Annotated in this window: 25 protein-coding genes; 5 read left to right on the forward strand and 20 right to left on the reverse strand. The window is 68.7% G+C overall.

All coding sequences use genetic code 11. The features are described from left to right. Positions 1-6 precede the first annotated feature (6 nt). Positions 7-885, forward strand: coding sequence for a peptidylprolyl isomerase (locus OYT95_RS02295; protein ID WP_037239952.1), 879 nt, complete (start codon positions 7-9; stop codon positions 883-885). Positions 886-906: 21 nt separating this feature from the next. Then, complete coding sequence (locus OYT95_RS02300; RefSeq protein ID WP_128638845.1) at positions 907-1,698, forward strand: peptidylprolyl isomerase; 792 nt, start codon at positions 907-909, stop codon at positions 1,696-1,698. Positions 1,699-1,768: 70 nt separating this feature from the next. Here the strand turns inward: OYT95_RS02300 and OYT95_RS02305 are convergent, their stop codons facing one another. The 10 genes from OYT95_RS02305 to OYT95_RS02350 form a co-directional block, all read right to left on the reverse strand. Continuing rightward, positions 1,769-4,144, reverse strand: a complete 2,376-nt coding sequence (locus OYT95_RS02305) for a RelA/SpoT family protein (protein ID WP_005241006.1) — start codon at positions 4,142-4,144, stop codon at positions 1,769-1,771. A 103-nt stretch (positions 4,145-4,247) separates the two neighbouring features. Further along, positions 4,248-4,781: an adenine phosphoribosyltransferase gene (locus tag OYT95_RS02310; RefSeq protein WP_105419926.1), complete on the reverse strand. Its 534-nt coding sequence runs from the start codon at positions 4,779-4,781 to the stop codon at positions 4,248-4,250. Next, a complete protein-coding gene (locus OYT95_RS02315; protein ID WP_268790791.1) occupies positions 4,778-6,514 on the reverse strand; it encodes an ABC transporter substrate-binding protein in 1,737 nt (578 codons plus the stop codon). Before OYT95_RS02315 ends, OYT95_RS02310 begins: the two co-directional genes overlap by 4 nt. 1 nt (position 6,515) lies before the next feature. Beyond that, on the reverse strand, positions 6,516-7,748 hold the full coding sequence (gene secF / locus OYT95_RS02320) for a protein translocase subunit SecF (protein WP_128638847.1): 1,233 nt from the start codon (positions 7,746-7,748) through the stop codon (positions 6,516-6,518). Further along, on the reverse strand, positions 7,745-9,415 hold the full coding sequence (secD, locus tag OYT95_RS02325) for a protein translocase subunit SecD (RefSeq protein WP_128638848.1): 1,671 nt from the start codon (positions 9,413-9,415) through the stop codon (positions 7,745-7,747). The genes secF and secD overlap by 4 nt, the downstream gene beginning before the upstream one ends. Positions 9,416-9,557: 142 nt before the next feature. Next, on the reverse strand, positions 9,558-9,935 hold the full coding sequence (gene yajC, locus OYT95_RS02330) for a preprotein translocase subunit YajC (protein WP_128638849.1): 378 nt from the start codon (positions 9,933-9,935) through the stop codon (positions 9,558-9,560). 136 nt (positions 9,936-10,071) lie between these two features. Further along, complete coding sequence (gene ruvB / locus OYT95_RS02335; protein ID WP_037239926.1) at positions 10,072-11,169, reverse strand: Holliday junction branch migration DNA helicase RuvB; 1,098 nt, start codon at positions 11,167-11,169, stop codon at positions 10,072-10,074. Then, positions 11,166-11,768, reverse strand: a complete 603-nt coding sequence (gene ruvA / locus OYT95_RS02340; RefSeq protein ID WP_037239923.1) for a Holliday junction branch migration protein RuvA — start codon at positions 11,766-11,768, stop codon at positions 11,166-11,168. Before ruvA ends, ruvB begins: the two co-directional genes overlap by 4 nt. Next, positions 11,765-12,334, reverse strand: coding sequence for a crossover junction endodeoxyribonuclease RuvC (ruvC, locus tag OYT95_RS02345; RefSeq protein WP_037239920.1), 570 nt, complete (start codon positions 12,332-12,334; stop codon positions 11,765-11,767). Before ruvC ends, ruvA begins: the two co-directional genes overlap by 4 nt. 136 nt (positions 12,335-12,470) lie before the next feature. After that, complete coding sequence (locus OYT95_RS02350) at positions 12,471-13,223, reverse strand: YebC/PmpR family DNA-binding transcriptional regulator (protein ID WP_128638850.1); 753 nt, start codon at positions 13,221-13,223, stop codon at positions 12,471-12,473. A 144-nt stretch (positions 13,224-13,367) separates the two neighbouring features. Between OYT95_RS02350 and OYT95_RS02355 the strand changes: the two genes are divergently transcribed. After that, entirely contained in the window at positions 13,368-13,724 is a 357-nt protein-coding gene (locus OYT95_RS02355) for a GntR family transcriptional regulator (protein ID WP_037239917.1), read from the forward strand. Beyond that, positions 13,721-14,641, forward strand: coding sequence for a hypothetical protein (locus tag OYT95_RS02360; protein ID WP_128638851.1), 921 nt, complete (start codon positions 13,721-13,723; stop codon positions 14,639-14,641). The genes OYT95_RS02355 and OYT95_RS02360 overlap by 4 nt, the downstream gene beginning before the upstream one ends. Here the strand turns inward: OYT95_RS02360 and pdxT are convergent. Together pdxT and OYT95_RS02370 are read right to left on the reverse strand one after the other, a co-directional pair. Next, positions 14,638-15,246, reverse strand: a complete 609-nt coding sequence (pdxT, locus tag OYT95_RS02365) for a pyridoxal 5'-phosphate synthase glutaminase subunit PdxT (RefSeq protein ID WP_037239913.1) — start codon at positions 15,244-15,246, stop codon at positions 14,638-14,640. The two genes, OYT95_RS02360 and pdxT, sit on opposite strands and share 4 nt — an antisense overlap. Then, a complete protein-coding gene (locus tag OYT95_RS02370; RefSeq protein WP_037239911.1) occupies positions 15,243-16,097 on the reverse strand; it encodes an acyl-CoA thioesterase in 855 nt (284 codons plus the stop codon). The genes pdxT and OYT95_RS02370 overlap by 4 nt, the downstream gene beginning before the upstream one ends. A 56-nt stretch (positions 16,098-16,153) precedes the next feature. Here OYT95_RS02370 and OYT95_RS02375 point away from each other — a divergent pair, with 56 nt between their 5' ends. After that, complete coding sequence (locus OYT95_RS02375; protein WP_112300692.1) at positions 16,154-16,777, forward strand: hypothetical protein; 624 nt, start codon at positions 16,154-16,156, stop codon at positions 16,775-16,777. A gap of 6 nt (positions 16,778-16,783) precedes the next feature. Here OYT95_RS02375 and OYT95_RS02380 read toward each other — a convergent pair whose 3' ends face one another. From OYT95_RS02380 to thrS, 8 genes are all read right to left on the reverse strand, one after another. After that, positions 16,784-17,605, reverse strand: coding sequence for an acyl-CoA thioesterase (locus tag OYT95_RS02380; RefSeq protein WP_009480128.1), 822 nt, complete (start codon positions 17,603-17,605; stop codon positions 16,784-16,786). A gap of 159 nt (positions 17,606-17,764) precedes the next feature. Continuing rightward, positions 17,765-18,667: a pyridoxal 5'-phosphate synthase lyase subunit PdxS gene (pdxS, locus tag OYT95_RS02385; RefSeq protein ID WP_011598631.1), complete on the reverse strand. Its 903-nt coding sequence runs from the start codon at positions 18,665-18,667 to the stop codon at positions 17,765-17,767. 151 nt (positions 18,668-18,818) lie between these two features. Next, the gene (locus tag OYT95_RS02390) at positions 18,819-19,841 is read right to left on the reverse strand and encodes an NUDIX hydrolase (RefSeq protein WP_037240584.1); all 1,023 of its coding nucleotides are present in this window, start codon (positions 19,839-19,841) and stop codon (positions 18,819-18,821) included. Beyond that, entirely contained in the window at positions 19,838-20,965 is a 1,128-nt protein-coding gene (locus OYT95_RS02395) for a glycosyltransferase family 4 protein (protein WP_037240582.1), read from the reverse strand. The genes OYT95_RS02390 and OYT95_RS02395 overlap by 4 nt, the downstream gene beginning before the upstream one ends. Further along, a complete protein-coding gene (locus OYT95_RS02400; protein ID WP_268790792.1) occupies positions 20,962-21,867 on the reverse strand; it encodes a phosphatidylinositol mannoside acyltransferase in 906 nt (301 codons plus the stop codon). Before OYT95_RS02400 ends, OYT95_RS02395 begins: the two co-directional genes overlap by 4 nt. Beyond that, on the reverse strand, positions 21,864-22,529 hold the full coding sequence (pgsA, locus tag OYT95_RS02405) for a phosphatidylinositol phosphate synthase (RefSeq protein WP_268790793.1): 666 nt from the start codon (positions 22,527-22,529) through the stop codon (positions 21,864-21,866). Before pgsA ends, OYT95_RS02400 begins: the two co-directional genes overlap by 4 nt. A gap of 79 nt (positions 22,530-22,608) precedes the next feature. Then, positions 22,609-23,184, reverse strand: coding sequence for an HIT family protein (locus tag OYT95_RS02410; protein ID WP_005240964.1), 576 nt, complete (start codon positions 23,182-23,184; stop codon positions 22,609-22,611). Between the two features lie 5 nt (positions 23,185-23,189). Beyond that, positions 23,190-25,247: a threonine--tRNA ligase gene (gene thrS, locus OYT95_RS02415; RefSeq protein WP_268790794.1), complete on the reverse strand. Its 2,058-nt coding sequence runs from the start codon at positions 25,245-25,247 to the stop codon at positions 23,190-23,192. Positions 25,248-25,273 lie beyond the last annotated feature (26 nt).

Here is a 25,273-nt window from a genome sequence, read left to right on the forward strand (position 1 = left end):
ACCGCAGTGCCGAGCAACGAGCAGCGCCGGGAAGCAGCCAAACGAAAGCTCGAGCGTCAGCTCGAACGCCGCGCCGACAGAGCACGCAAGCGTAAACAGCTGACGATCGCCGGTTCGGTGCTCGGTGTCGTGCTCGTGGTGGCGGCGGGCGCCGTCGTCTTCGCCCTCACCAGCGGCGACGACGACACGACGGAAGCGTCGGCGGCCGAGTCGGTGTCGGCGTCGCCGCAGTCGCCCGGCGTGATGCCCGCGGGCCGGTCCGAACCGCTGCCCGAGAAGGTGTCGTGCACGTACACCCCCGGCACTCAGCCACCCGCGAAGCAGGTGAACCCACCGCGCACCGACGACATCGACACCACCCTCCAGGAAGTCAGCGTCAGCATGCAGACGACGCAGGGCAACATCGGCCTGATCCTGGACAACGCCGACTCCCCATGCACCGTCAACAACTTCCTGAGCCTGGCAAGCCAGAACTACTTCGACAACACGCCGTGCCACCGGCTCGTCACGTCCGAGGGACTGAAGGTCCTGCAGTGCGGTGATCCCACGGGCGCAGGCACCGGCGGCCCCGGTTACGGGTTCGCCAACGAATTCCCCACCGACCAGTACGAGGCATCGGATCCGTCCCTGCAGGTGCCGGTGACGTACCCGCGCGGCACCATCGCGATGGCCAACAGCGGTCAGCCCGACAGCAACGGCAGCCAGTTCTTCCTCGTGTACGCCGACTCGCAGCTGCCCCCGCAGTACACCGCGTTCGGGAAGGTCGACGAGACGGGTCTGGCGACCATCGAGAAGGTGGCGGCGGCCGGTGACGACGGATCGATGCAGGCCGGCGGCGGCAAGCCCAACCTGCCCATCGACATCACGTCCGTCCGGATGGACTAGGTCTCGTGTGAGGATGGACCGATGAAACGCACCTCGATCCTCGTCGCAGGCGTGAGCCTCGCGGTCCTCCTCGCCGGCTGTTCGGATTCGTCCGACTCCGGCGGCTCGTCGACCAGCACCTCGAAGGCGGCGTCCACGAGCGCGGCGGAACAGTCGCTCGATCTGTCCAAGTTCGGCACGCTGCCTGCTGTCCCGCCGCCCGCGGCTGCCACCGTGGACTGCGCGTACCCGGAAGGGCAGCCCGCCGCCAAGGACGTCACCCCGCCGCCCACCACCGGTGTCTCCACCGAGGGCACGGTTCCCGTCGATCTCCAGACGAGCGCCGGACCGATCGGCCTCGTCCTCGACCGCGCCGAGGCCCCGTGCACGGTCAACAGCTTCACGAGCCTGGCCCAGCAGGGCTACTTCGACGACACACCCTGCCACCGGCTGACGACGGAGCTGGGACTGCAGGTCCTGCAGTGCGGCGACCCCAGTGGGAAGGGCACCGGCGGACCGGGCTACGGCTTCGCCACCGAGTACCCGGAGACCGCGTTCGCGCCGAACGATCCGGCACTCGCGAATCCGGTGGTCTACCCCCGCGGCACCGTCGCGATGGCGAACAGCGGGACCCCCGGCAGCAACGGCAGCCAGTTCTTCCTCGTCTACGCCGACTCGGTGCTCCCGCCCAATTACACCGTGTTCGGTTCGATCTCCGAGGAGGGCCTCGCGACGGTCGAGAAGATCGCGGCGGACGGCGACGACGGATCCATGGCCGCGGGTGGCGGCAAGCCCAACACCCCGGTACAGATCGAGACCGCGAAGGTCGGCTGAACCCTCTCCCCCGGCTACACGAACGGGACGGTGGTTCGATCTGATCGAACCACCGTCCCGTTCGTCGTTGCTACGCGGCGGACGTCACCCGGTACACGTCGTACACGCCCTCGACGTTGCGGACCACGTTCAGCACGTGCCCGAGATGCTTCGGGTCGCCCATCTCGAACGTGAACTTGCTGATCGCCACCCGGTCGCCGGACGTCGTCACCGACGCCGACAGGATGTTGACCTTCTCGTCCGCGAGTGCCTTCGTCACGTCCGACAGCAGCCGGTGCCGATCGAGTGCCTCGATCTGGATGGCCACCAGGAACACCGACGACGGCGACGGCGCCCACTTGACCTCGATGATGCGCTCGGACTGCTCCTGCAGGGAGCCCGCGTTGGTGCAGTCGGTGCGGTGGACGCTGACCGCGCCGCCCCGGGTCACGAAGCCCATGATCTCGTCGCCGGGAACGGGTGTGCAGCACTTGGCCAGCTTCGCGACCGTGCCCTCCGCACCGGGAACCAGCACACCCGCGTCGCCGGTGCTCCGCGGCCGCATCGGCATCGTGGACGGAGTCGACCGCTCGGCCAGCTCCTCCTCGACGTCGCCGACACCACCCAGATGGGCCACCAGACGCTGGACGACGTGCTGCGCCGACACGTGGCTCTCACCGACGGCCGTGTACAGCATCGACACGTCGGTGTAGTGCAGTTCGTGCGCGATGGACGCCATCGATTCGGCGTTCATCAGACGCTGCAGCGGCAGACCGACCCGCCGCACCTCCTTCGCGATGGCGTCCTTGCCCGCCTCGAGCGCCTCCTCACGGCGCTCCTTGGCGAACCATTGCCGGATCTTCGTCTTGGCGCGCGGGGAGACGACGAACGTCTGCCAGTCGCGGCTCGGGCCGGCGTTGACGGCCTTGGAGGTGAAGACCTCCACCACCTCGCCGTTCTCGAGCTTGCGTTCGAGCGCCACCAGCCTGCCGTTGACCCGGGCGCCGATACACCGGTGCCCGACCTCCGTGTGCACCGCGTACGCGAAGTCGACGGGCGTCGACCCGGCGGGCAGCGTCACCACGTCGCCCTTGGGTGTGAAGACGAAGATCTCCTTGACCGCGAGGTCGTAGCGGAGCGACTCGAGGAACTCCCCCGGGTCGGCCGCCTCACGCTGCCAGTCGAGGAGCTGACGCATCCAGGCCATGTCGTCGACCTCGGCGACGTCACCGGAGTGCCTGCCCTTGGTCTCCTTGTACCGCCAGTGCGCGGCGATACCGAACTCGGCGGTCCGGTGCATGTCGTGGGTGCGGATCTGCACCTCGAGGGGTTTGCCCTCCGGCCCGACCACCGTGGTGTGCAGCGACTGGTAGACGCCGTAGCGCGGCTGCGCGATGTAGTCCTTGAACCGACCCGCCATCGGCTGCCACAGCGAGTGGACGACACCGACGGCCGCGTAGCAGTCGCGGACCTCGTCGCACAGGATCCGCACGCCGACCAGGTCGTGGATGTCGTCGAAGTCGCGGCCCTTGACGATCATCTTCTGGTAGATCGACCAGTAGTGCTTCGGCCTGCCCTCGACGACGGCGTTGATGCGCGACGCCGTCAGTGTCGCGTTGATCTCCGCACGGACCTTCGCGAGGTAGGTGTCGCGGGACGGCGCCCGGTCGGCGACGAGCCGCACGATCTCGTCGTACTTCTTGGGATGCAGGATCGCGAAGGACAGGTCCTCGAGTTCCCACTTCACGGTCGCCATGCCCAGCCGGTGGGCCAGGGGCGCGATCACCTCGAGGGTTTCGCGGGCCTTGCGGGCCTGCTTCTCGGGCGGCAGGAACCGCATGGTCCGCATGTTGTGGAGCCGGTCGGCCACCTTGATCACCAGGACGCGGGGATCGCGGGCCATCGCGATGATCATCTTGCGGATGGTCTCGCCCTCGGCGGCGTTGCCGAGCACCACCTTGTCGAGTTTGGTGACGCCGTCGACGAGATGGGCGACCTCCTCGCCGAACTCGTCGGTCAGCTGCTCGAGGGAGTACCCGGTGTCTTCGACGGTGTCGTGGAGCAGGGCCGCCACGAGCGTGGTCGTGTCCATCCCCAGTTCGGCGAGGATACTGGCGACGGCGAGCGGATGCGTGATGTACGGGTCGCCCGACTTGCGGCGCTGGCTCGCGTGCCGCTCCTCCGCGACGTCGTAAGCGCGCTGCAGCAGCGCCAGGTCCGCCTTGGGATAGAGCTCGCGATGCAGGCTGACGAGGGGTTCGAGAACCGGCCGGATGGTCGTGTTCCGCTGACCCGTGATGCGCCGGGCGAGTCGCGCTCGTACCCGGCGCGATGCGGACGCCGGAACGGCGAATCCCTGTGCTCCACGGTTGTTACCGGAAGCCGGGTTCGCTGCAGGTGACTCGGCATCGGATTGCGCAGACGAGGTTGATCCCGTGTTCTGCGACCGATCAAGATTCGAAGTCATGCCGTCACCTCCTACCACTGAAATGGCTCGGGCCGTGCGGCCCTGGTTGGTCTCGGGCATGCGCCCCGGTGGCCGTGACGACCACCAGGCACAACTTTAGTACTCAGACCGTGACGAGGGACGTGAGCGGGTACTTTCCGAGTCGCTCCCGCCCGCCCAGCGCGGCGATCTCCAGGACCACGGCGACACCGATCACCCGGGCACCTGCGGATTCCACCAGTCGCGCCGTGGCGTCGAGGGTTCCACCGGTGGCCAGGACGTCGTCGACGACGAGCACGGAACGCCCGTCCAGGCCGATCGATCCGGCCGGAATCTCCAGCGTCGCCGTGCCGTATTCGAGGGTGTACGACTGCGACAGCACGGGCGGCGGCAGTTTGCCCGACTTCCGCACGGCCACCACCCCGGATCCCAGTTCCCGGGCGACGCCGCCGCCGAGGAGGAACCCTCGTGCGTCGACTGCGGCGATGACGTCCGCTTCCGGCGCGCAGGCGGCGAGCGCGTCGACGACGACACGGAAACCGTCCGCGTCGGAGAAGACCGGCGTCAGATCGGCGAACCGCACCCCGGGTTGCGGAAAGTCGTCGGCCCACCGGGTGAGCCGGGTGACGGCGTCACGGGCCGGAGAATGGTCGATCACCTGCGCAGAACCCACCTGTCCATGTTCCATCCGGCGCCCGAGCGCGTCGGATTGATTGCTCCCGCCTGCAGCCCTGTTGCGAACGCGACGGTCCGCGGCTGGTCGAACAGCGGCACCGTGGGCACGTCCGACCACAGGATGTTCTCCGCCTCCGTCGACAACGACAGCTGGGTGGCGGTCGAGCTGTCGACGGCGAGTTGATCGACGATCTGATCGACACGGCCGTTGCTGTAGTCCCCGAAGTTCGATCGGACTCCGCTGCGGAGGGCGTACATCGCGGTCGTTGCCGCCGCTGTGCCCGCGGCTCCGGGGGCCGCGGCCGTGCCCGCGAGGACCACGTCCACCTGCCCGTCGCGCAACATGGTCGGCGTGAACTCGGGCGAGGCGACGTCCTGCACGGTGATGCCGGCCGGGGCACATGCCGCCGCCACGGCCGACACGATCTCGGCGCGGCGCGGGTTCGGACCGAGATATCCGACACGGACGGTCGCCGACGTGTTGCCGGTGTCGGCCAGTGCGTCCGTCGCCGCTGCCGTGTCCGCCGTCTCGTACCGTCCACCGACGGCGTCGGCCACCGACTGGTGAACGAGACTGTCGGGGGCGGTGACTCGCGTGTCGACCGGGCCTCCGGTTGCGGCTCCGGCCTCGTCCGACTCCGTGGCGATCCCGAACTTCGACGCGAGCTCCTCCCGGGGAAGGCACGCCGCGAATGCCCGCCGTCCGGCTGCGTCCTCGAACAAGCCCGAGGTGGACAGGACGAACTGCTCGACGCTGCGCGAGGGCACCTCCGTCACGTCGAACCCGCCGAGGTCCAGATCGGGCGCCGATCCCGCGGCGACGTCGACGACCTCGACCGAGCCGTCACCGATCCGCGCGCTCACGTCGGAAGACTTGGGCCACACCACGATCCGGGACGTGGCCGGGCGGTTCCCCCACCAGCGGTCGTTGGCCACCAGCACGAGACCCTCGTCCTCGGAGAACGATTCGACCTTGTACGGGCCGGACGCGGGGAACAGGGCGAGGTCGAGGTCGCCGGGTGCCATCGTCCATCCGTCGTTCCAGAAGTCCGCAACGCGGGTCAGCGCCCCCTGGTCCGAATTCTGCACGGCGGCCACGATGTCGGGCACACCGGCAGCGCCGGCGACCGTGTGCGCCGGCATCATCGACGTCGCGCCGAACAGCGACTTCCAGTCGGTGAAGTTGCGTCCAGCCTTGAACGTGACGACGGCATCCTTCGCGCCGGTCTGGCAGTCGATCCGGTCGATGTCCGAGTAGCCGGCGGTGCTCGCCGCCTCGAACATCGGGAAGCGGCCACTGTTCGCCGCCCACGTCAGCACCAGATCGTCGCAGGACATCGGTACGCCGTCGGAGTAGACGGAGTTGGGATTGAGTTTGTACTGGATCGTGAGAGCGTCCCCGGGCATCGCGTTGGCGGTGCCGATGTCCGTGTCGGCCACCGGTCCGCCTTCCGGTCCCGTGTAGTTGAACCCGGGCAGCACCCGCGCGAACGCCTGACGCGCCCCCGACACCGCACCCGCGACGCTGTTGGCGTTGTAGGTGGTGACGGTGTTGTCGATGGCGTACCCGATCGACGGGATCTGCTCCCCCTCCTCGGAACATCCGACGAGCGATCCGGCGAGGAGCACGGTCGCGAGGAGGCCGGCACCCGACACGGCCGCCGTACGGCCGTGTCGGGTGGGCGCACCGCGCCGGGTGCTGTGCGATGCGGGCATGTCAGTGCCTCTTCTTGTTGCGCTTCCCGGTGGGACGTGAGCCTGGAGTGGGTGCGGTCGCCGCCGACCGGCGGCGCTGGACGGTGACGTCCGCCGTGGACGCTGCGACCTCGGCGGCCGGGGTACCGGCCTTCTGCGCCCCGCCCTGCGCCAGCGTCGCCCGGCGAGCGAGGACCTTGCGCGTGTGCGCGGCCACCGGACCCCACCGCTCCTTCAGCGTGACCAGCAGCGGTGTCGCGAAGAAGATCGACGAGTAGGCACCGACGATGATGCCCACGAGCTGCACCAGCGCCAGGTCCTTCAGCGTTCCGACACCGAGCATCCAGACCGCGACCACCATCAGCGCGAGCACCGGCAACACGCTGATCAGGGTGGTGTTGATGGATCGCATCAGCGTCTGGTTGATCGCCAGGTTCGCCTGCTCGGCGTAGGTGCGACGGGTGAGGTGGAGAATCCCCCGCGTGTTCTCCTCGACCTTGTCGAACACCACCACCGAGTCGTAGAGCGAGAAACCGAGGATCGTCAGCAGGCCGATGACGGTCGCCGGGGTCACCTCGAAGCCGACCAGCGAATACACACCGGCAGTGACGGCGATGTCGAAGAACAGCGCGACGATCGCGGCGATCGCCATGTCCCGCTCGAACCGGACGGCGATGTACACGCTCACGATCACCAGGAACACAAGCAGCGCGATCAGCGCCTTCTGGGTGATCTGCCCGCCCCACGTCTCGCTGACGTCGGCGACGCTGATCACGTTCTTGCTGACGTTGCCGTCGCTGTCCTTCGGCTGGAACGTGTCGTACAACGCGTCCTGAAGAGTCACCACCTGTGCCGCGTCGAGTGCCTCGGAGCGGATCTGCACGGTCGCGCTCGACCCCGAGCCCACCGTCTGCACCGAGACGGGGTCCATGCCCAGCGCCTGGGAGTAGACGTCCTCCACCTGCGAGGTCTCCACCCCGGCGCCGGCGGGGAACTGGATCCGCGATCCACCCTCGAAGTCGATACCGAGGGTGAACCCGCGGACGAGGATGCTCAGCAACGAGATCAGCACGATCGTGCCGGTCAGGATGTAGTAGAAGCGGCGACGCCCGACCACCTCGAAGGCGCCGGTTCCGGTGTAGAGCCGCGACAGCAGGCTGTGCTGGGGCATCGACGACTGATTGACGCCCGAATCGGACAGCGAAGACTCGGGGTCCGTCTGCGACGCAGACTGGGACGTGGTCGATTCGCTCATACTCGTGACTCCTTCGCCGACGCTGCGGCAGCCTTGCGTTCCTTGGCGATCTGCTGCACGGCACCCAGCCCGTTGACACCGGGCTTCGACCAGAACGGCGACTTCGAGGCCAGGTGGACCAGCGGCCACGTCACCAGGAACACCACGACGACATCGAGGATGGTGGTCAGGCCGAGGGTGAACGCGAAGCCGCGCACCTGGCCGACCGCGAGGACGTACAGCACCGCGGCGGCGATGAAGCTGACCGCGTTACCGGACAGGATGGTGCGGCGCGCACGGGCCCAGCCGCGCGGAACCGCGGACCGGAAACTGCGGCCCTCCCGCATCTCGTCCTTGATTCTCTCGAAGAACACCACGAACGAGTCGGCGGTCATACCGATACCGATGATCAGACCGGCGATGCCCGCGAGATCGAGGGTGAAATTGATGTACCGGCCGAGCAGCACCATGATCGCGTAGACCATCACACCGGACAGCACCAGCGACAGCGCCGTGAGCACCCCGAGCATGCGGTAGTAGAGCAGGCAGTAGAGCAGCACCAGGACCAGACCCACCAGACCGGCGATGAGACCGGCCTCCAGCGAGGCGAGACCCAGCGTCGCGGACACGGTCTCCGCCTCCGACGCCGCGAACGAGAGCGGCAGTGAGCCGTACTTCAGGGTGTTCGCGAGTTCTTTCGCGCTTTCCGCGGTGAACGAGCCGGTGATCGACGTCGAGCTGCCCGCGGGTGTCGCGCCCTGGACGACCGGTGCGCTCACCACCTTGGAGTCGAGCGTGAACGCGGCCTGCTTGCCGATGTTCTGCGACGTGAACGTGGCCCAGGTGTTGCTGCCCTCGGACTTGAACGTCAGGCTCACCTCGTGCCGCGACTGCTGGGAGTTGTAGCCGGATGTCGCGTCGGCGATCTCCTGCCCGTCGATGATCGCCGGCTCCAGCAGGTACACGGCCTGACCGTCGGTCGAGCACGCGACGAGTGGCAGCGCCGGGTCGTCGTTGCCGCGCAGCGGATCGGGCACACTGCAGTCGAGCGTCGCCATGGCCTGCTGCTGCACGGCCGGGTCGGTGCTCTGACGCGTCGCGCGCGCTGCCGCGATCTCGTCGGCCGCCTCGGCGGTCTCGGTGCCGGACGCGTCGGCGGGCGCCGGTTCCGCCGTCGGAGCCGGCTCGGGAGAGGTGGACGGATCCTGAGCCGGGAACGGCCGGTTCTGGGGCGCGGGACTCTCGGCTCCAGCGGGAGTCTGCGCCGGCGTCTCACCCGCGGCGGGTGCCTGCGTGCCCGGAGCGGCCGCGGCCTGGGACGTCTGCACGGGGCGGACGTACAACCGCGCCGTCTGGCCGAGCGAACGCGCCTGTGCGCTGTCGTCACCGGGGACGGTGATGACGAGGTTGTCGCCGTCGATGACAACCTCGGAGCCGGACACACCGAGTCCGTTCACACGGGTCTCGATGATCTCCTGGGCCTGCCGCAGGCTGTCCGGTGTCGGCTTGCTGCCGTCCGGGGTGCGTGCGGTGAGGGTGACTCGGGTCCCACCTTGCAGGTCGATGCCCAGCTTGGGTGTCGCGGACTTGTCGCCGGTGAAGAACACCAGGGCATACAGAACCGCCACGAGCACCGCGAAAACGGTGAGGTAGCGGACGGGATGCACCGATCCTGTGGAAGGTGCCACGATCTCTATGTCTCCTCAGTACGTGCAGTTCGGGTGGGAACGTTCACAGCGCACCGGGCCGGCAGACGCAGGGCTGTGCCCCGGTTGCCACGCCCGGCGTCTGCGACGCGACGGCTGCGCGGGTACGCCGCGGAAGCGTCGATCAATCCTTGTTCAGCCGCGGCGGGGTGTCGCCGCCGTTCTCACGATCCTCGCGCACGATGTCGGTGGCGGGGGCCTCGGCGTCGATCGACTCGTGGTCGATGGAACCGTCACCCTGCAGCGGGGAGTCGACGATCTGCTCACGGACGACGAGACGCGACCACGTGGTGACCACGCCGGGAGCGATCTCGAGATCGATCGTCTCGTCGCCGAGTGCGACGACGGTTCCGTGCAGACCGGCAGTCGTGAGGATGCGGTCGCCGACCGAGAGCGAGTCCTGCAGAGCGGTCACCTTGGCCGCCTCCTTCTTCTGTCGGCGGATCCCCAGGAACATGGGGACGAGCAGCGCCAGAATCAGGAGCGGGAAGAGAAAATCCATCTGTAAGTCAACCTCGAGGTATGTCGCACGGTCCGAAGCACTGGTCCCGGTTGGACCGATGCAATACACCAGTGTGCCATCACCGGCCCGGACACCGGTTCGGTCGGCACGAGGCGGGCGTTTCTCCGGGGGACGCTCAGGGGTCTTCCGGATCGAACAGGGAGGCCTGCGGCTCGTTGACGCGAACCTCGATTCCGCCGGTCACAGCGTCCGGCGGCGGGGTCAGGCCCAGTTGCGTCCACGCGGCGGCCGTGGCGACACGACCGCGAGGTGTCCGGGCGATCATTCCGGCACGGACGAGGAAAGGCTCACACACCTCCTCGACGGTGGCGGGCTCCTCACCCACCGCGACGGCCAGGGTGGACACCCCGACCGGGCCACCGCCGAAGCTGCGCACGAGAGCGCTGAGAACGGACCGGTCGAGGCGGTCGAGTCCCAGCTGGTCGACGTCGTAGACGGCGAGGGCCGCGTGGGCGATCTCGCGGGTGACGACGCCGTCCGCCCGGACCTCGGCGTAGTCGCGGACACGGCGGAGGAGGCGGTTCGCGATGCGGGGCGTGCCCCGGGACCTGCTCGCGATCTCGGCGCCGGCGTCCTCGCCGAGTTGCACTCCGAGAATGCCCGCCGATCGCATGAGGATCTGCTGTAGTTCCGCGGGTTCGTAGAAGTCCATGTGGGCGGTGAAGCCGAACCGGTCGCGCAGCGGCCCGGTGAGCGCCCCCGAGCGGGTGGTGGCCCCGACCAGGGTGAACGGCGCGACCTCGAGGGGAATGGACGTGGCGCCGGGACCCTTGCCGACCACGACGTCGACCCGGAAGTCCTCCATCGCGAGGTAGAGCATCTCTTCGGCAGGCCGGGCGATGCGGTGGATCTCGTCGATGAACAGCACGTCGCCCTCGACGAGATTGCTCAGCATGGCGGCCAGGTCGCCGGCACGTTCCAGCGCCGGACCCGACGTCAGTCTCAGCGAGGAGCCCAGTTCGGCGGCGATGATCATCGCCATGCTGGTCTTCCCCAGCCCGGGCGGGCCCGAGAGCAGGATGTGGTCGGGGGTGCCGCCGCGCATCTTGGCGCCGGTCAGGACGAGTTGCAACTGCTCGCGGACCCGCGGTTGCCCGATGAAGTCGTGGAGATTCTTCGGCCGCAGGCTGGCCTCGATGTCGCCGTCGCCGGCGACGAGATCGGCCGAGACCGGGGATTCCTCGTCGTAGTCGCCGCCGGGTTCGGGATTCATCTGGTCTTCCCGAGCAGCGACAGGGCGGAGCGCAGCGCGGACGAGGTGGTCGACTCGGGCGCCTCGGCGAGGACGGCGTCGGTGGCCTGCTCGGCCTGCTTGGCCGGGAATCCGAGCCCGACGAGGGCTTCGACGATCTGGTCGCGGACCGATCCGCCGCCGCCCGCACCGAGCGGCACCGCCCCGGCGGTGGACGCGACGGCGTCGACCTTGTCGCGCAGTTCGACGACCATCCGCTCCGCCCCGCGCTTGCCGATGCCCGGCACCCGTGTGAGGGCCGTGACGTTGCCCTCGGCCAGTGCCGCCCGCAACGCGTCGGGTTCGAGGACGGCGAGGGTCGCCATCGCCAGGCGCGGGCCGACACCCGACACCGTCTGGAGCAGCCCGAACAACTCCTTGGACTCCGAGTCGGGGAACCCGTACAGGGTCATCGAGTCCTCGCGGACGATCATCGCCGTGACCAGCCGGGCCTCGGTTCCCCGCTGCAGTCCGCCGAGAGTGGCCGGCGTCGCGTTCACGCGGTATCCCACTCCCGCGGATTCGATCACCGCATGGTCGAGGGCGATCTCGAGCACCTCGCCGCGGACGGACGCGATCATCGTGTACCTGCCTTCTTCACTTCGGCCAGTCGGGCCTGGTAGCGACGTTTCTGTTCGGCGGCCGCGGCTTCGGCGCGGGCCATGCGTTCGATCATCGGCGCCCGCCAGCAATGGCAGATCGCCAAGGCCAGCGCGTCCGCCGCGTCGGCCGGTTTGGGTGCGGCCGCCAGTTTGAGGATGCGCGTCACCATGGCCGTCACCTGAGCTTTGTCTGCCGAGCCACTCCCGGTGACGGCGGCCTTGACCTCACTGGGGGTATGGAAACACACGGGGATGCCGCGGCGCGCGGCGGCGAGGGCGACGACGCCACCCGCCTGCGCGGTGCCCATCGCGGTGCGCACATTGTGCTGGGAGAACACCCGCTCGATCGCCACGACCTCGGGCCTGTGCAGATCGATCCACGATTCGGCCGCCTCGGAGATCCGCAGCAGCCTGGACGACAGCTCGAGGTCTGCCGGGGTTCGGACCACGTCGACGGCGATCGGGGTGACGGTGCGGCCGCTGCCGCCGTCCACCACTCCGAATCCGCACCGGGTCAGACCGGGATCCACACCCAGCACACGCACGCAAAGCCACCTCTCCCACGCCGAACAGCTGTTCGATAGCTTAGCCGTGGGGTCGGACGAGTCGGCGCACCAACACGCAGGACGGCGCGGGGCGGGCGAGCACCGCTCCCCCACCCCGCGCCGTGCGTCGTGCGATCTAGTCGTCGAGCTCCGCGAGCACCTCGTCGGACAGGTCGACGTTGGTGTAGACGTTCTGGACGTCGTCGGACTCCTCGAGCGCGTCGACGAGCTTGAACACCTTGCGGGCTCCGTCGGCGTCGACCGGGACCTCGACGGACGCGCGGAAGTCGGCCTCGGCGGAGTCGTAGTCGATTCCCGCGTCCTGCAGTGCGCTGCGGACGGCGACGAGGTCGGTGGGCTCGCTCACGATCTCGAACGTGTCGCCGAGGTCGGTGACCTCTTCGGCACCCGCGTCGAGGACCGCCATCAGCACGTCGTCCTCGGACTGGTCACCCTTCTCCAGGGTGACGACGCCCTTGCGCGTGAACAGGTAGGACACGGAACCCGGGTCGGCCATGTTGCCGCCGTTGCGGGTCATCGCGGTACGTACCTCGCCGGCCGCGCGGTTGCGGTTGTCGGTCAGGCACTCGATGAGGACGGCGACACCGTTGGGTCCGTAGCCCTCGTACATGATGGTCTGCCAGTCGGCGCCGCCCGCTTCTTCACCGGCGCCGCGCTTGCGCGCGCGCTCGATGTTGTCGTTGGGGACCGACGTCTTCTTGGCCTTCTGGATGGCGTCGTACAGGGTGGGATTTCCCGCAGGATCGCCACCGCCGGTACGGGCCGCCACCTCGATGTTCTTGATCAGCTTCGCGAAGGCTTTGCCACGCTTGGCATCGATCACAGCCTTCTTGTGCTTGGTGGTGGCCCATTTGGAGTGGCCGCTCATGCGATTCAAGCCCCTTTCCTGCTGCCTTTGGCACGCCGAATGCGCGGTTTCAGCTTTGACGATGTTACCCGCAGCCCGGCCGCCCCCGTGCGTTCCCGGGGTAACAACTCGCATAAGTCGGCATTGTTTGCATAGAATGCAAACATGTTGATGCGGGTCGACCACAGCTCCACCACCCCACTGGGTGAACAGATCGCGGCCAATGTGCGCGGCGCGTTCCTGCGCGGCGAGATCGGCGCGGGCGACCGGCTGCCCTCTGCCCGGGCGCTGGCCGAGTCCATCGACGTCAACCTCCACACCGTGCTGCGCGCGTACGCCGCGCTGCGCGACGAGGGCCTGATCGACCTCCGCCGGGGCCGGGGCGCGGTCGTCCGCGCCGACACGGACCCGGTACGCACCGGATTGACCGAAGCCGCACGCGCTTTCGTGTCCGAGGCACGACGCCTCGGACTCGACACCGAACAGATGCTCGACGTGATCAAGGAGACCACCAGACAATGACGACCTCCCGCACGCGGCTCCTCGCCGCGACCTCGGCTGTGCCCCTCCTCGCGCTCGTGATCGCGAGACTCGCGTGGAGCGGCGAACTGCCGCCGGTGGTGGCCAGCCACTGGTCCGGCACCGAACCCGACCGATTCAGCGACACGACCACCTACTTCTGGATCGCTGCCGCCGTCTGCGCGGCCGCCGCCGTGACCGCCGGCGTCGTGGCGGCGCGGGTCCGCACCGACGCCGCGCTCTGGCTTCCCGCCACCGTTCTCATCGGGTGGACGGTGGCCACCGCCTGGATCGTCAGCGTCGCTGCCACGATCGACGCGGGCTCGCCCGAGGCCGCGACGCTGGGCTGGTGGATCGTCGTTCCCCTCCTGGGAATCCTGTGGGCGATCGCGACGTTCGCCCTGCTCCCCCGGACGTCGCATTCCACGGAGAACGGTGCAGCGCCGACGCTGCCCGTCCCGCTGGGTCCCGGCGAACGCGCAGCCTGGACCGGATTTGCCCGCGGGCGGTGGGCGGGCGTGCTCGCTCTCGCCATGGCCGTGGCCGCCGTCGTCTCCGGGCTGGTGGGAGCGCTCTGGCTCGCCGTCCTGTTCCTCGGCCTGGCGGTCGCCGCCGGCGGCTTCGCCTCCGTGACCGTGCAGATCGACCGCACGGGACTCACCCTGTCGTCGTGGAACGTCCGCTGGCGGAGGATCCCGCTCGACTCCGTCGACGAGGCCCGGGTCACCGAGATCCGGCCCGCGGAATGGGGCGGCTGGGGCTACCGCTTCACGCCGCGCGGGACCGCGGTCGTGATCCGCGCCGGCGACGGCATCGTGGTGACCCGCACCGGCGGCCGCCCGTTCGCGGTCACCGTGGACGGCGCCGCGCAGGGTGCGGCGCTCCTCAACTCGCTCGTCGCACCCCGTCCGGCGAGCTAGACCCCGCGGACGATGTCGACGAACAACTCGTGCACCCGCCGGTCGCCCGTCACCTCCGGGTGGAACGACGTGGCCACCACGGCGCCCTGCCGGACGGCCACGATCCGTCCGGCGGCCGCGCCACCCGACTCGGGCACGCGGGCAAGGACCTGCACGTCGTCGCCGACGCGCTCCACCCACGGAGCCCGGATGAACACGGCCCGGATCGGCTCGCCGACGATGCCCTCGAATTCGAGGTCGGACTCGAAGGAGTCGACCTGACGACCGAAGGCGTTGCGGCGCACCGTCATGTCGATCGCACCGAGGTGCTGCGCGTCGGGTCTCGTGTCGAGGATCTCGCTCGCGAGGAGAATCATCCCGGCGCAGGACCCGTAGGCGGGCAACCCGTCGCGCAGACGCGCCTTCAGCGGCTCGAGCAGTTCGAAGATCTGCAGCAGCTTGCTCATCGTGGTCGACTCGCCGCCCGGGATGACGAGGCCGTCGATCTTGTCGAGCTCCTCCGGGCGCCGGATGCCGACGGCGTCGGCACCCGAATCGTTCAGTGCCGCAAGGTGTTCACGGACGTCGCCCTGCAGGGCGAGTACTCCGACGAGGGGACGGGTCATGCCATGTTTCCTGTCTCGATGTCGCGCTTGTCCTGATCGCGCTGGATGCGGGTCAACCCCTCCTGGACGACGGCAGCGACCATGGTGCCGTTCCGGTCGAACATGCGGCCCTGGGTGAGGGCGCGGCCGAAGCCGGCGGAGGGCGAGGTCTGGTCGTAGAGCAGCCACTCGTCGGCGCGGAACGGGCGCATGAACCACATGGCGTGATCGAGCGACGCCGTCTGCGTGACCACTCCCGGGTGCGGGACCTTCGACGCACCGAGGAGCGTCATGTCACTGAGGTAGGCGAGCGTGCAGATGTGGAAGACCTGATCGTCGGGCAGCTTGCTGCGGTACCGCATCCACACCCGTTGCTGCGCGGCGATTCCGGGGGTCTTCCCGGTGGATCCGGGCGGAACGATGCGGACGTCCCATTCCTTCCACTCCCGGTAGAGATCGGTGGCGGCGAACTCCTCGAGGGTCTGTGCGTCGACGAGTTCCTCCGGCGCGGGGACGGACGGCATCGTGTCCTGATGCTCGATGCCCTCGTCCTCGCTGTGGAACGACGCCGACATGGTGAAGATCGCCTTGCCGTCCTGGATTCCGGTGACGCGCCTCGTGCAGAAGGATCTGCCGTCCCGGATCCGGTCGACCAGGTAGACGGTGGGTTTCGCCGGATTTCCGGGGCGCAGGAAGTACCCGTGCAGGGAGTGGACCTTGAATGCCTCGTCGACGGTACGGACCGCGGACACCAGCGACTGACCCGCGACCTGCCCGCCGAACGTCCTCGTCAGAACAGACGGATGAACCGCGCCGCGGAAGATGTCCTTCTCCAGCGCTTCGAGTTCGAGAACGTCCTCGATGCTTGCCATGAGCCCTCCTTCTGTGCCTGGTCAAGGTTATCCGCCCGGTTCGGGCTCGAGGCACCATGGGTGCCATGACGATGTTCACACCGACGAGCCCGGACGGCCTCGTCGCCCTCGTCTCCGAACGATGCCTCGCCGTTCACGGCAACGCCGTCGTCGCGATCGACGCTCCCGACGGCGCGCACCCCCTGCCCCTCGCGGACGCGGTGTGCGCGTCGCTGCGGGAGCAGGGCCGCCCATGCGACGTGGTGTCCCTCCACGACTACGTCCGGCCCGCCTCCCTGCGGTTCGAGCACGGACGCGACGACGAACTCAGCTACCGCACCCTCTGGTTCGACTACGACGCCCTGAACCGGGAGGTGGTGCGGTCGATCCGCACCGACCGCCGGTGGTTGCCGCGCCTGTGGGACGAGGACGAGGATCGCTCCGCCCGCTGCGCCCGTGTTCCCGCGGCCGACGGTCAGGTGCTTCTCGTCGCCGGCCCGATGCTGCTCGGCCGGGACCTCGACTTCGACGTCACCGTGCAACTCCATCTCGGTGAGGGAGCCCTGATGCGCCGAACCCCGGCCGATCAACGGTGGACCGTGCCCGCCCTGCTGCGCCGCGCGGCCGACGTCACGGTCGAACCCGACCTGCTGGTGCGGTACGACCATCCGCCGAGGCCCGCCGTCCGGGCGGGCCGCTGAGCCCCCTCACGTCGTGCGCAGGAACCGGGTCAGCCCTTCCTGCACGACGGCGGCGACCAGGTTGCCCTTCCGGTCGAAGATCCGCCCCTGCGCGAGCGCCCGACCGAAACCGGCGGACGGTGACGTCTGGTCGTACAGCAGCCACTCGTCGGCCCGGAACGGTCGCAGAAACCACAGCGCGTGATCGAGTGAGGCACCGTTGATCTCGACTCCGGGGTGCGGGGTCATGGCGGAACCGATCAGCGTCATGTCGCTCATGTAGGCCAGTGCGCAGACGTGGAAGACGGGGTCGTCGGGCAGCGTCTTGCGGGACCGGAACCACGCCTGCTGCTGGGCGGCCGCACCGCGCCGGCGGTCGACCTCGCCGTGTCCGACCATCCGGATGTCCCAGTCGGACCACTCCTGGGCGAGCCAGGCGATCTCCGGGTCGTCGGAGTCACTGGCGAACGGCAGCGTGTCGGGCGGCGGGACCACGGGCATCTCGTCCTGGTGCTCGATGCCCTCGTCCTCGACCTGGAACGACGCCGACATCGTGAAGATCGCCTGACCGTCCTGGACGGCGCTGACCCGTCTGGTGACGAACGACCGGCCGTCCCGAATGCGGTCCACGAGGTACACGATGGGCATCGTGGGGTTTCCGGGGCGGAGGAAGTAGCCGTGCAGCGAATGCACCATGAAGCGGGGGTCGACCGTGCGGACCGCCGCCACCAGCGCCTGACCGGCCACCTGCCCACCGAATGTGCGGGGAAGCATGGTCTCGGTCGCTATGCCTCGGAAGATGTTCTCCTCGAGGCGTTCCACTTCCAGGATCTCTTCGATCGTCGCCATTCACGGCCCCTTCCGATGCTCGTCCGCTGACACTCTCACACGGGTCCCGGGCACCGGCACACCGCACCGCACGAGGCCCGGGTCGGGACCTCGTGCGGTGCGAACGGAAGCAGTGCGGCGCCGGGAGCGCCGCGATCGATCACCGATCGATCGCGGGGATCACCAGCCGCGTTCGGCGAGCCGGTGCGGGACGGGGATGTCGTCGACGTTGATCCCGACCATCGCCTCACCCAGACCGCGGGACACCTTCGCCAGCACGTCCGGGTCGTCGAAGAACGTGGTCGCCTTCACGATCGCCGCGGCCCGCTCGGCCGGGTTCCCGGACTTGAAGATGCCCGACCCGACGAACACACCCTCCGCACCGAGCTGCATCATCATCGCCGCATCCGCCGGGGTCGCGATACCACCGGCGGTGAACATCGTGACCGGCAACTTCCCGGCCTTCGCGACCTCGACGACCAGGTCGTACGGCGCCTGCAGCTCCTTCGCCGCCACATACAACTCGTCCTCGCTCAGCGAGGTCAACCGGCGGATCTCCCCACCGATCGTCCGCATGTGCGTGGTCGCGTTGGACACGTCACCGGTACCGGCCTCACCCTTGGACCGGATCATCGCCGCACCCTCGGTGATCCGGCGCAACGCCTCACCGAGATTGGTGGCACCACAGACGAACGGAACCGTGAACTGCCACTTGTCGATGTGGTTCGCGTAATCGGCCGGGGTCAGCACCTCGGACTCGTCGACGTAGTCGACCCCGAGGGACTGCAGGATCTGCGCCTCCACGAAGTGCCCGATCCGGGCCTTGGCCATCACCGGGATCGACACCGCGGAGATGATGCCGTCGATCATGTCCGGATCGCTCATCCGGGACACCCCACCCTGCGCGCGGATGTCCGCGGGCACCCGCTCGAGCGCCATCACCGCGACCGCACCGGCATCCTCGGCGATCTTCGCCTGATCGGGGGTGACGACGTCCATGATGACCCCGCCCTTCAACATCTCGGCCATGCCACGCTTGACGCGGGCCGTACCGGTGGTGGGGGTGGTGTCGGGGGTGCTCACAGCGAACTCCTGGGTTGTGGCGTGGATTGACTTCGAAAGCGGCATGCGTGAGCGACGACGTTCACGCTGCAGTACCCGATTCTAGGACGAGCGGCGGTCCAGTTCCGTAGCCAGTCCGCGATTGCTGGCTTTCTCCGGATCTGCGGGCGGCTCAGGTGATCGCGCGCACCTCGGGTTCGTCCGCGGCCGAGGCCACCGCGCCTGCCTCGTCGAGGAGGTCCGCGAGGTCGTGCGGGTACACGGCTTCACCTGCTGCCGCCAGTTCACGCACCGTGTCCGCGGTGCACCACCGGTGACCGGTGATGGTGCGGTTCTCGAGTTCGGTGAAGCCCCCGTGGTGCGGCTCGAACCCGTCGGTGCGCAGCGCGAAGAACAGTTCCTCGGAGCGGATCAGCTGCCCGTTCCAGGAGAAGATGGCCACCCGCCGCCACATCGGTCCGCGCAGCGATTCGGGCGACGCGGTGTGCCCCGTCTCCTCGGCGATCTCCCGGACCGCGGCGGCCCGCAGGTTCTCCCCCTTCTCGACGGCGCCGCCGATCGTGAACCAGTAGTAGATGTCGGGGACGGTCGGGTCGTGCCCCCGGAGCAGCAGGACCCGGCCCTCACCGTCGAGCAGCACCACCCGGGCGGAGGTCCGGACGGAGTCGAGAGCCAGACCTTCGGTGACCGCCGCGGCGGACGAGCGTTCGGTGATCTCGAAGTACGTCGGCAGCGGGGCCGTGCCCCCGAGGTGCAGCCATCGCACAGGACGCCGGGTGCGGAGTGCGAGGGTGTCGCGGACGGCGTCGTTGTGGAAACGGCGGGCGATCAGCACCCGCGCCTCCGAATCGGCGAGTTCCGCCACCAACTGGGGGCGCAGGGTCTCCGGGTCGAGGGACGAGAGCGCACTCGACAACGCGTTCTCGGCGATCTCCCGGTCGGCCCGGTCCGACCGTTCGGCCCGGGCCGCCAGCGCGGCCAGCGACCTGCCCTCGGGTGGGTCCATCGCCGCGGCCGCCGCCCGCACGACCACCGCCCGCCGGGCGAGAGCCGCGTCGAGGGCCTGCCAGGACAGGTCGGAGCGGACGTGCAGGCGGTCGAGGCGGTTGGCCGTTCCGTACGCCCACAGGCCGATCGCCAGGACGACGGCGGCGACCAGGGCGAGGACCAGGATCGTGAGGGCGGAGAACGTCACGAGCCAACCTCCCGGACGCCGTCGCGGCCGACGGTGACGGTCTCGTAGACACGCAGGATCTGTTCGGCCACCACCGGCCAGTCGTATTCGGTGACCACCGTCCGGCCGGCGTCGGTGAGTGCGGCGCTGCGCTCGGGGTCGCCGAGCACCGAGTCGATCCCGGCGGCGAGCGCCGCCGAATCCCCGACCGGCACCAGCACGCCTGCCTGCCCGTCCCGCAGAACCCGGCGGAACGCGTCCAGTTCGCTCGCCACGACGGCAGCTCCCGCGGCCATCGCCTCCACCAGCACGATGCCGAAGCTCTCCCCGCCGAGGTTGGGTGCGCAGTACACGTCGGCGCTCCGCAGCGCCGACGCCTTCTCGGCGTCGTCGACCTGGCCGAGAAGTCGCAGGTGCCCGAATACCGGGCCGGCCTCGCGACGCAGCTTGTCCTCGTCACCGCGGCCGACCACCAGCACCTCGAGGTCGGGATACTTCTCCACCAAGGTCGGCAGCGCCTTCAACAGCACCGCCATGCCCTTGCGGGGCTCGTCGTAGCGTCCGAGGAAGAGAATGGTCTTTCCGGGTCGTGGGTAGCCGGGCAGCGGCTCCGCGTTCGCGAACGCAGGGACGTCGACGCCGTTGGGGATCTCGACCGCATCGGAGCCGAGTGACTCCACCTGCCAGCGTCGCGCGAGTTCAGACACCGCGATTCGTCCGCTGATCCTCTCCAGGTAGGGCTGGAGCACACCCTGAAACGTGCTCAGCACCAACGACTTCGTGGTCGACGTGTGGAACGTCGCCACAATGGGCCCCTCGGCCACGCGCATGGCGAGCATCGACAGGCTCGGCGCGTTGGGCTCGTGGATGTGCAGGACGTCGAAGTTGTTGTCCGAGATCCAGCGCCTGACGCGGGCGCTCGCGGCCGGGCCGAAACTCAGCCGGGCGACCGAACCGTTGTAGGGAATGGCGAGGGCACGTCCTGCGGAGACGACGAAGTCCGGCAGGTCGATGTCGTCGGACGCCGGGGCCAGGACGCTCACCTTGTGCCCACGCTCGATCAGGACCTCCGCGAGGTCGACGACGTGGGCCTGCACTCCGCCCGGGACATCGAACGAGTACGGGCAGACCATTCCGATCTTCACGAGTTCTCCATGCGGGAGAGCCTCGCCTGGGACAGGTCGGAGAGCCACAGCGGCTGGAGCATGTGCCAGTCCTCGGGATGTGCCGCGATGTTGGCCTCGAACCGGTCCGCCAGGGCCTGGGTCGCCGCGAACACCCCGTCGGTGGTGTCGATCGGCGGGTCGATGCGGAAACCCCACCCGCCGTCCGTGAACCAGCAGTGCACCGGCAGCAGCGGCGCGCCGGTGTCGATCGCCAGCTTGGCGGGACCGGCGGGCATGCGCGTCGGTTCCCCGAAGAACGTCACCGGGACACCCTTCTTCGCCAGGTCGCGTTCACCGAGCAGACACACGATCCCGTTGCCGCGCAGTCGCGCCGACAGTTCCACGAAAGGTGGGTGCTCTCCCCCGCTGAGCGGGAAGATCTCGAAACCGAGCCCTTCGCGGTAGTCGACGAACCGCTGGTACAGCGACTCGGGCTTCAAACGCTCGGCGACCGTGGACAGACCGCCCCAGTGCTGGGCGCACCACACGCCTGCCATGTCCCAGTTGCCGCTGTGCGGCAGTGCCAGAATCGCGCCTCGGCCTGCTTCCTTCGCGGCGTCGAGATGTTTCTGCCCTTCGATCAGCTCGTCGAGGGCGGCGCCGGTCTTCACGAGGTCCATCGACGGCAGCCGGAAAGCCTCCCGCCAGTAGCGCGCGTAGGACCGCATCGAGGCACGCATCAGGGTGTCCGGCACATCGGCCGCGGACACACCCAGCACACGGGCGAGATTGCGGCGCAACTGTTCCGGGCCGCCGTTCCGGACGGCGAGGTCGGCTCCCCTGTCGAACAGGGTGACCGCGGCCTTCTCGGGCAGCGCACGGACCAGCCGCCAGCCGGCCGCGTACCCCAGGTCGCTGATGCGTTCCGACAGTCCGCTCACTGCGTGCTCGCCTGTCCGTCTTCCGGCGTCGTGTCAGCCGGAGGCAGGGGCAGCACGTCGCGGGCGCCTGGCGACCTGCGGACCGCCAGGACCCGCTGGAACACGGTGATGACGCTGCCGACCGACAGCAACCACATCGCGACATGAATCGCCCATGGGACTCCGAGCCCGGTCACCCCGGCGCCGACCAGCACGATGATCAGCCGATCGGGTCGTTCGATGAGTCCGCCGTCGGCGGACAGTCCACTCGCCTCGGCGCGCGCCTTGGCGTACGAGATCACCTGGGAGGTGACGAGGCACAGCAGAGTCGCGATCAGCAGCGGCTTGCTGTTCTCGTGGTAGACCGCCCACCAGGCGAGACCGGCGAAGATCGCACCGTCGGCCACCCGGTCGCAGGTGGCGTCGAGAACGGCGCCGTACCGGGTTCCGCCGCCGCGGGCGCGGGCCATGGCACCGTCGAGCATGTCGAACATCACGAACAGCCAGATGAACATCGCTCCCCAGAACAGATGTCCGCTGGGAAACAGCGTGACCGCACCGGCCACGGTCGCCACGGTGCCGATGACGGTGACGGAATCGGGAGTGAGCCCCGTCTTGACCAGGGCCTTCCCCAATGGCGCCGTCACCTTGGACACGGATGCCCGTCCGAAGAAGCTCAGCACCTCTCCACCCCGTTCTTCACTTCCTGCCAGGAACCCCGAACGCGTGAGTCAGCGACTCGCGCGTCATTCATCTATCGAGTCATTCATTCCAGGCCTTCGCCAGCAGCCCCCGGGTCTCGCGCAGCAACTGCGGCATGACCTTGACCCCGGCGAGGACCGTGATGAAGTTCGCGTCCCCGCCCCACCGCGGAACGATGTGCTGATGCAGGTGCTCGGCGAGCGAACCGCCTGCCGCCGCACCGAGATTGAGGCCGACATTGAACCCGTCCGGCCGCGACACCCGCTTGATCACCCGCAGGGCCTGCTGGGTGAACGACATCAACTCGGCGCTTTCCTCTTCCGTCAGGTCTTCCAGCGCCGCGACCTTGCGGTAGGGAACGACCATCAGGTGCCCCGGGTTGTACGGGTACAGGTTGAGGACCGCGTAGACGTGCTCACCCCGGGCGACGATCAACCCGTCCTCGTCGTCCATCTTCGGGATGTCGATGAACGGCTCGTTCGGGGTGTCCCGCGACTTCGGCGCCTCGGCGATGTACGACATGCGGTGCGGCGACCAGATCCGCTGGAGGTGATCGGGTTCGCCGGGGCCGCGGTCGACGAGGCGGCCGGGGCCGCCGAGCATCTCGTCGGCCGTCACGTCGTCACCTCCGGTCATGTGCGTCACCCTTCCTTACCGGGTTGCAGCAGTTCCGCCGTCGGCGAGGCGTTCTCGCGGCGACCGATCCAGTCGGTGACGATGCGCACGGCGTCGTCCACGGGCACACCGTTGACCTGGGTGCCGTCCCGGAATCGGAAGCTGACGGCGCCCGCCTCGACGTCGCGCGCACCCGCCAGCAGCATGAACGGCACCTTCTGCGCCGTGTTGTTGAAGATCTTCTTCTGCATGCGGTCGTCACTCGCGTCGACCTCGGCGCGGATACCGGCAGCCTTCAGCCGCTTCACCACGTCGAAGAGGTGATCGGCGAACGTCTCGGCCACCGGGATGCCGACCACCTGGACGGGCGCCAGCCACGCCGGGAACGCACCCGCGTAGTGCTCGGTGAGCACGCCGAAGAACCGTTCGATGGAACCGAACAGGGCCCGGTGGATCATGACCGGACGCTGCTTGGTGCCGTCGGTGGCCGTGTACTCGAGGTCGAAACGCTCCGGCAGGTTGAAGTCCAGCTGAATGGTCGACATCTGCCAGGTGCGGCCCAGGGCGTCCTGCACCTGCACCGAGATCTTCGGTCCGTAGAACGCGGCGCCGCCCGGATCGGGAACGAGGTTCAGCCCCGACGATTCCGCGACCTCGGCGAGTGTCGCCGTCGCCTCCTCCCACACGGCGTCGTCGCCGACGAACTTGTCCGGGTTCTTGGTGGACAGCTCGAGGTAGAAGTCGTCGAGTCCGTAGTCCTTCAGCAGTCCGAGGACGAACTGCAGGGTGGTCGCCAGTTCGTCGCGCATCTGCTCGCGGGTGCAGTAGATGTGCGCGTCGTCCTGCGTCATGCCGCGCACACGGGTGAGTCCGTGAACCACACCCGACTTCTCGTACCGGTACACCGAACCGAACTCGAAGAGCCGCAACGGCAGTTCTCGGTACGACCGGCCGCGGGAGCGGAAGATCAGGTTGTGCATCGGGCAGTTCATCGGCTTGAGGTAGTAGTCCTGGCCCGGCTTGCGCACGCTGCCGTCCTCGTTCAGCTCCTCGTCGATGTGCATCGCCGGGAACATGCCGTCGCGGTACCAGTCCAGGTGACCCGACACCTCGTAGAGGTGCCCCTTGGTGATGTGTGGGGTATTGACGAACTCGTACCCCTCCTCGACGTGACGCTTGCGGGAGTAGTCCTCCATCTCGGTGCGGATGATCCCGCCCCGCGGATGGAACACGGGCAGTCCGGAGCCGAGCTCGTCGGGGAAGCTGAACAGGTCGAGTTCCGACCCCAGCTTGCGGTGGTCGCGACGCTCGGCCTCGGCGAGCAGTTCCAGGTGCTGATCCTGCGCCTCCGCCGACTCCCACGCGGTGCCGTAGATGCGCTGGAGATCGGCATTGTCCTGGTTGCCACGCCAGTACGCCGCCGAGCTGCGGGTGAGCTTGAACGCCGGGATGTGCTTGGTGGTGGGGATGTGCGGGCCGCGGCACAGGTCTCCCCACACCTTCTCGCCGGTCCGCGGGTCCAGGTTGTCGTAGATGGTGAGCTCGTTGCCGCCCACCTCCATGATCTCCGGATCGTCGATTCCCGACTTGTCGTCGATGAGTTCGAGCTTGAAGGGCTCCTTCGCCAGCTCGGCGCGGGCCTCCTCGAGCGACTCGACGACGCGACGGGAGAACCGCTGTGACCCCTTGATGATCTTCTTCATCCGTTTCTCGAGGCTCGCGAGGTCCTCGGGGGTGAACGGGCGATCGACGGCGAAGTCGTAGTAGAAGCCGTCCTTGATCGGCGGGCCGATGCCCAGCTTGGCTTCGGGGAATTCCTGCTGGACGGCCTGCGCGAGCACGTGGGCCGCCGAGTGGCGGATGACGCTGCGGCCGTCGTCGGTATTCGCCGCGACCGGCTCGACCTCGACGTCGGCGTCGGGCACCCAGGACAGGTCCTTGAGCTGGCCCTCCGCGTCACGGACCACGACGACGACGTCCGGGCCCTTGCTCGGGTAGCCGGCCTCCCGAACCGCTGTACCGGCCGTAGTCCCCGCGGGCACCCGGACGAGGGCGGCTGGGGCGGCGGATGCGGGGGTGCTCACGGCGATGTTCTCCTAGGTGAGGTGTG

The organism is Rhodococcus sp. JS3073, from assembly GCF_026810085.1.
GTDB lineage: Bacteria > Actinomycetota > Actinomycetes > Mycobacteriales > Mycobacteriaceae > Rhodococcus_F > Rhodococcus_F wratislaviensis.

Bases quoted from the DNA above. Each gene is read 5' to 3' on its own strand.
- ruvB (WP_037239926.1), bottom strand. From the start codon at position 11,169: ATGAATCCCGAACCCGGCGGCGACTACGACGAGGAATCCCCGGTCTCG.
- OYT95_RS02380 (WP_009480128.1), bottom strand. From the start codon at position 17,605: ATGGCGACGATCGAAGAGATCCTGGAAGTGGAACGCCTCGAGGAGAAC.
- OYT95_RS02300 (WP_128638845.1), top strand. From the start codon at position 907: ATGAAACGCACCTCGATCCTCGTCGCAGGCGTGAGCCTCGCGGTCCTC.
- ruvA (WP_037239923.1), bottom strand. From the start codon at position 11,768: ATGATCGCGTCCGTCCGCGGCGAGGTGCTCGAGATCGCCCTCGACCAT.
- OYT95_RS02370 (WP_037239911.1), bottom strand. From the start codon at position 16,097: ATGGCAAGCATCGAGGACGTTCTCGAACTCGAAGCGCTGGAGAAGGAC.
- OYT95_RS02360 (WP_128638851.1), top strand. From the start codon at position 13,721: ATGACGACCTCCCGCACGCGGCTCCTCGCCGCGACCTCGGCTGTGCCC.
- OYT95_RS02305 (WP_005241006.1), bottom strand. From the start codon at position 4,144: ATGACTTCGAATCTTGATCGGTCGCAGAACACGGGATCAACCTCGTCT.
- OYT95_RS02355 (WP_037239917.1), top strand. From the start codon at position 13,368: ATGTTGATGCGGGTCGACCACAGCTCCACCACCCCACTGGGTGAACAG.
- OYT95_RS02375 (WP_112300692.1), top strand. From the start codon at position 16,154: ATGGGTGCCATGACGATGTTCACACCGACGAGCCCGGACGGCCTCGTC.
- pdxT (WP_037239913.1), bottom strand. From the start codon at position 15,246: ATGACCCGTCCCCTCGTCGGAGTACTCGCCCTGCAGGGCGACGTCCGT.
- yajC (WP_128638849.1), bottom strand. From the start codon at position 9,935: ATGGATTTTCTCTTCCCGCTCCTGATTCTGGCGCTGCTCGTCCCCATG.
- secF (WP_128638847.1), bottom strand. From the start codon at position 7,748: ATGAGCGAATCGACCACGTCCCAGTCTGCGTCGCAGACGGACCCCGAG.
- OYT95_RS02315 (WP_268790791.1), bottom strand. From the start codon at position 6,514: ATGCCCGCATCGCACAGCACCCGGCGCGGTGCGCCCACCCGACACGGC.
- OYT95_RS02410 (WP_005240964.1), bottom strand. From the start codon at position 23,184: ATGACCGGAGGTGACGACGTGACGGCCGACGAGATGCTCGGCGGCCCC.
- OYT95_RS02350 (WP_128638850.1), bottom strand. From the start codon at position 13,223: ATGAGCGGCCACTCCAAATGGGCCACCACCAAGCACAAGAAGGCTGTG.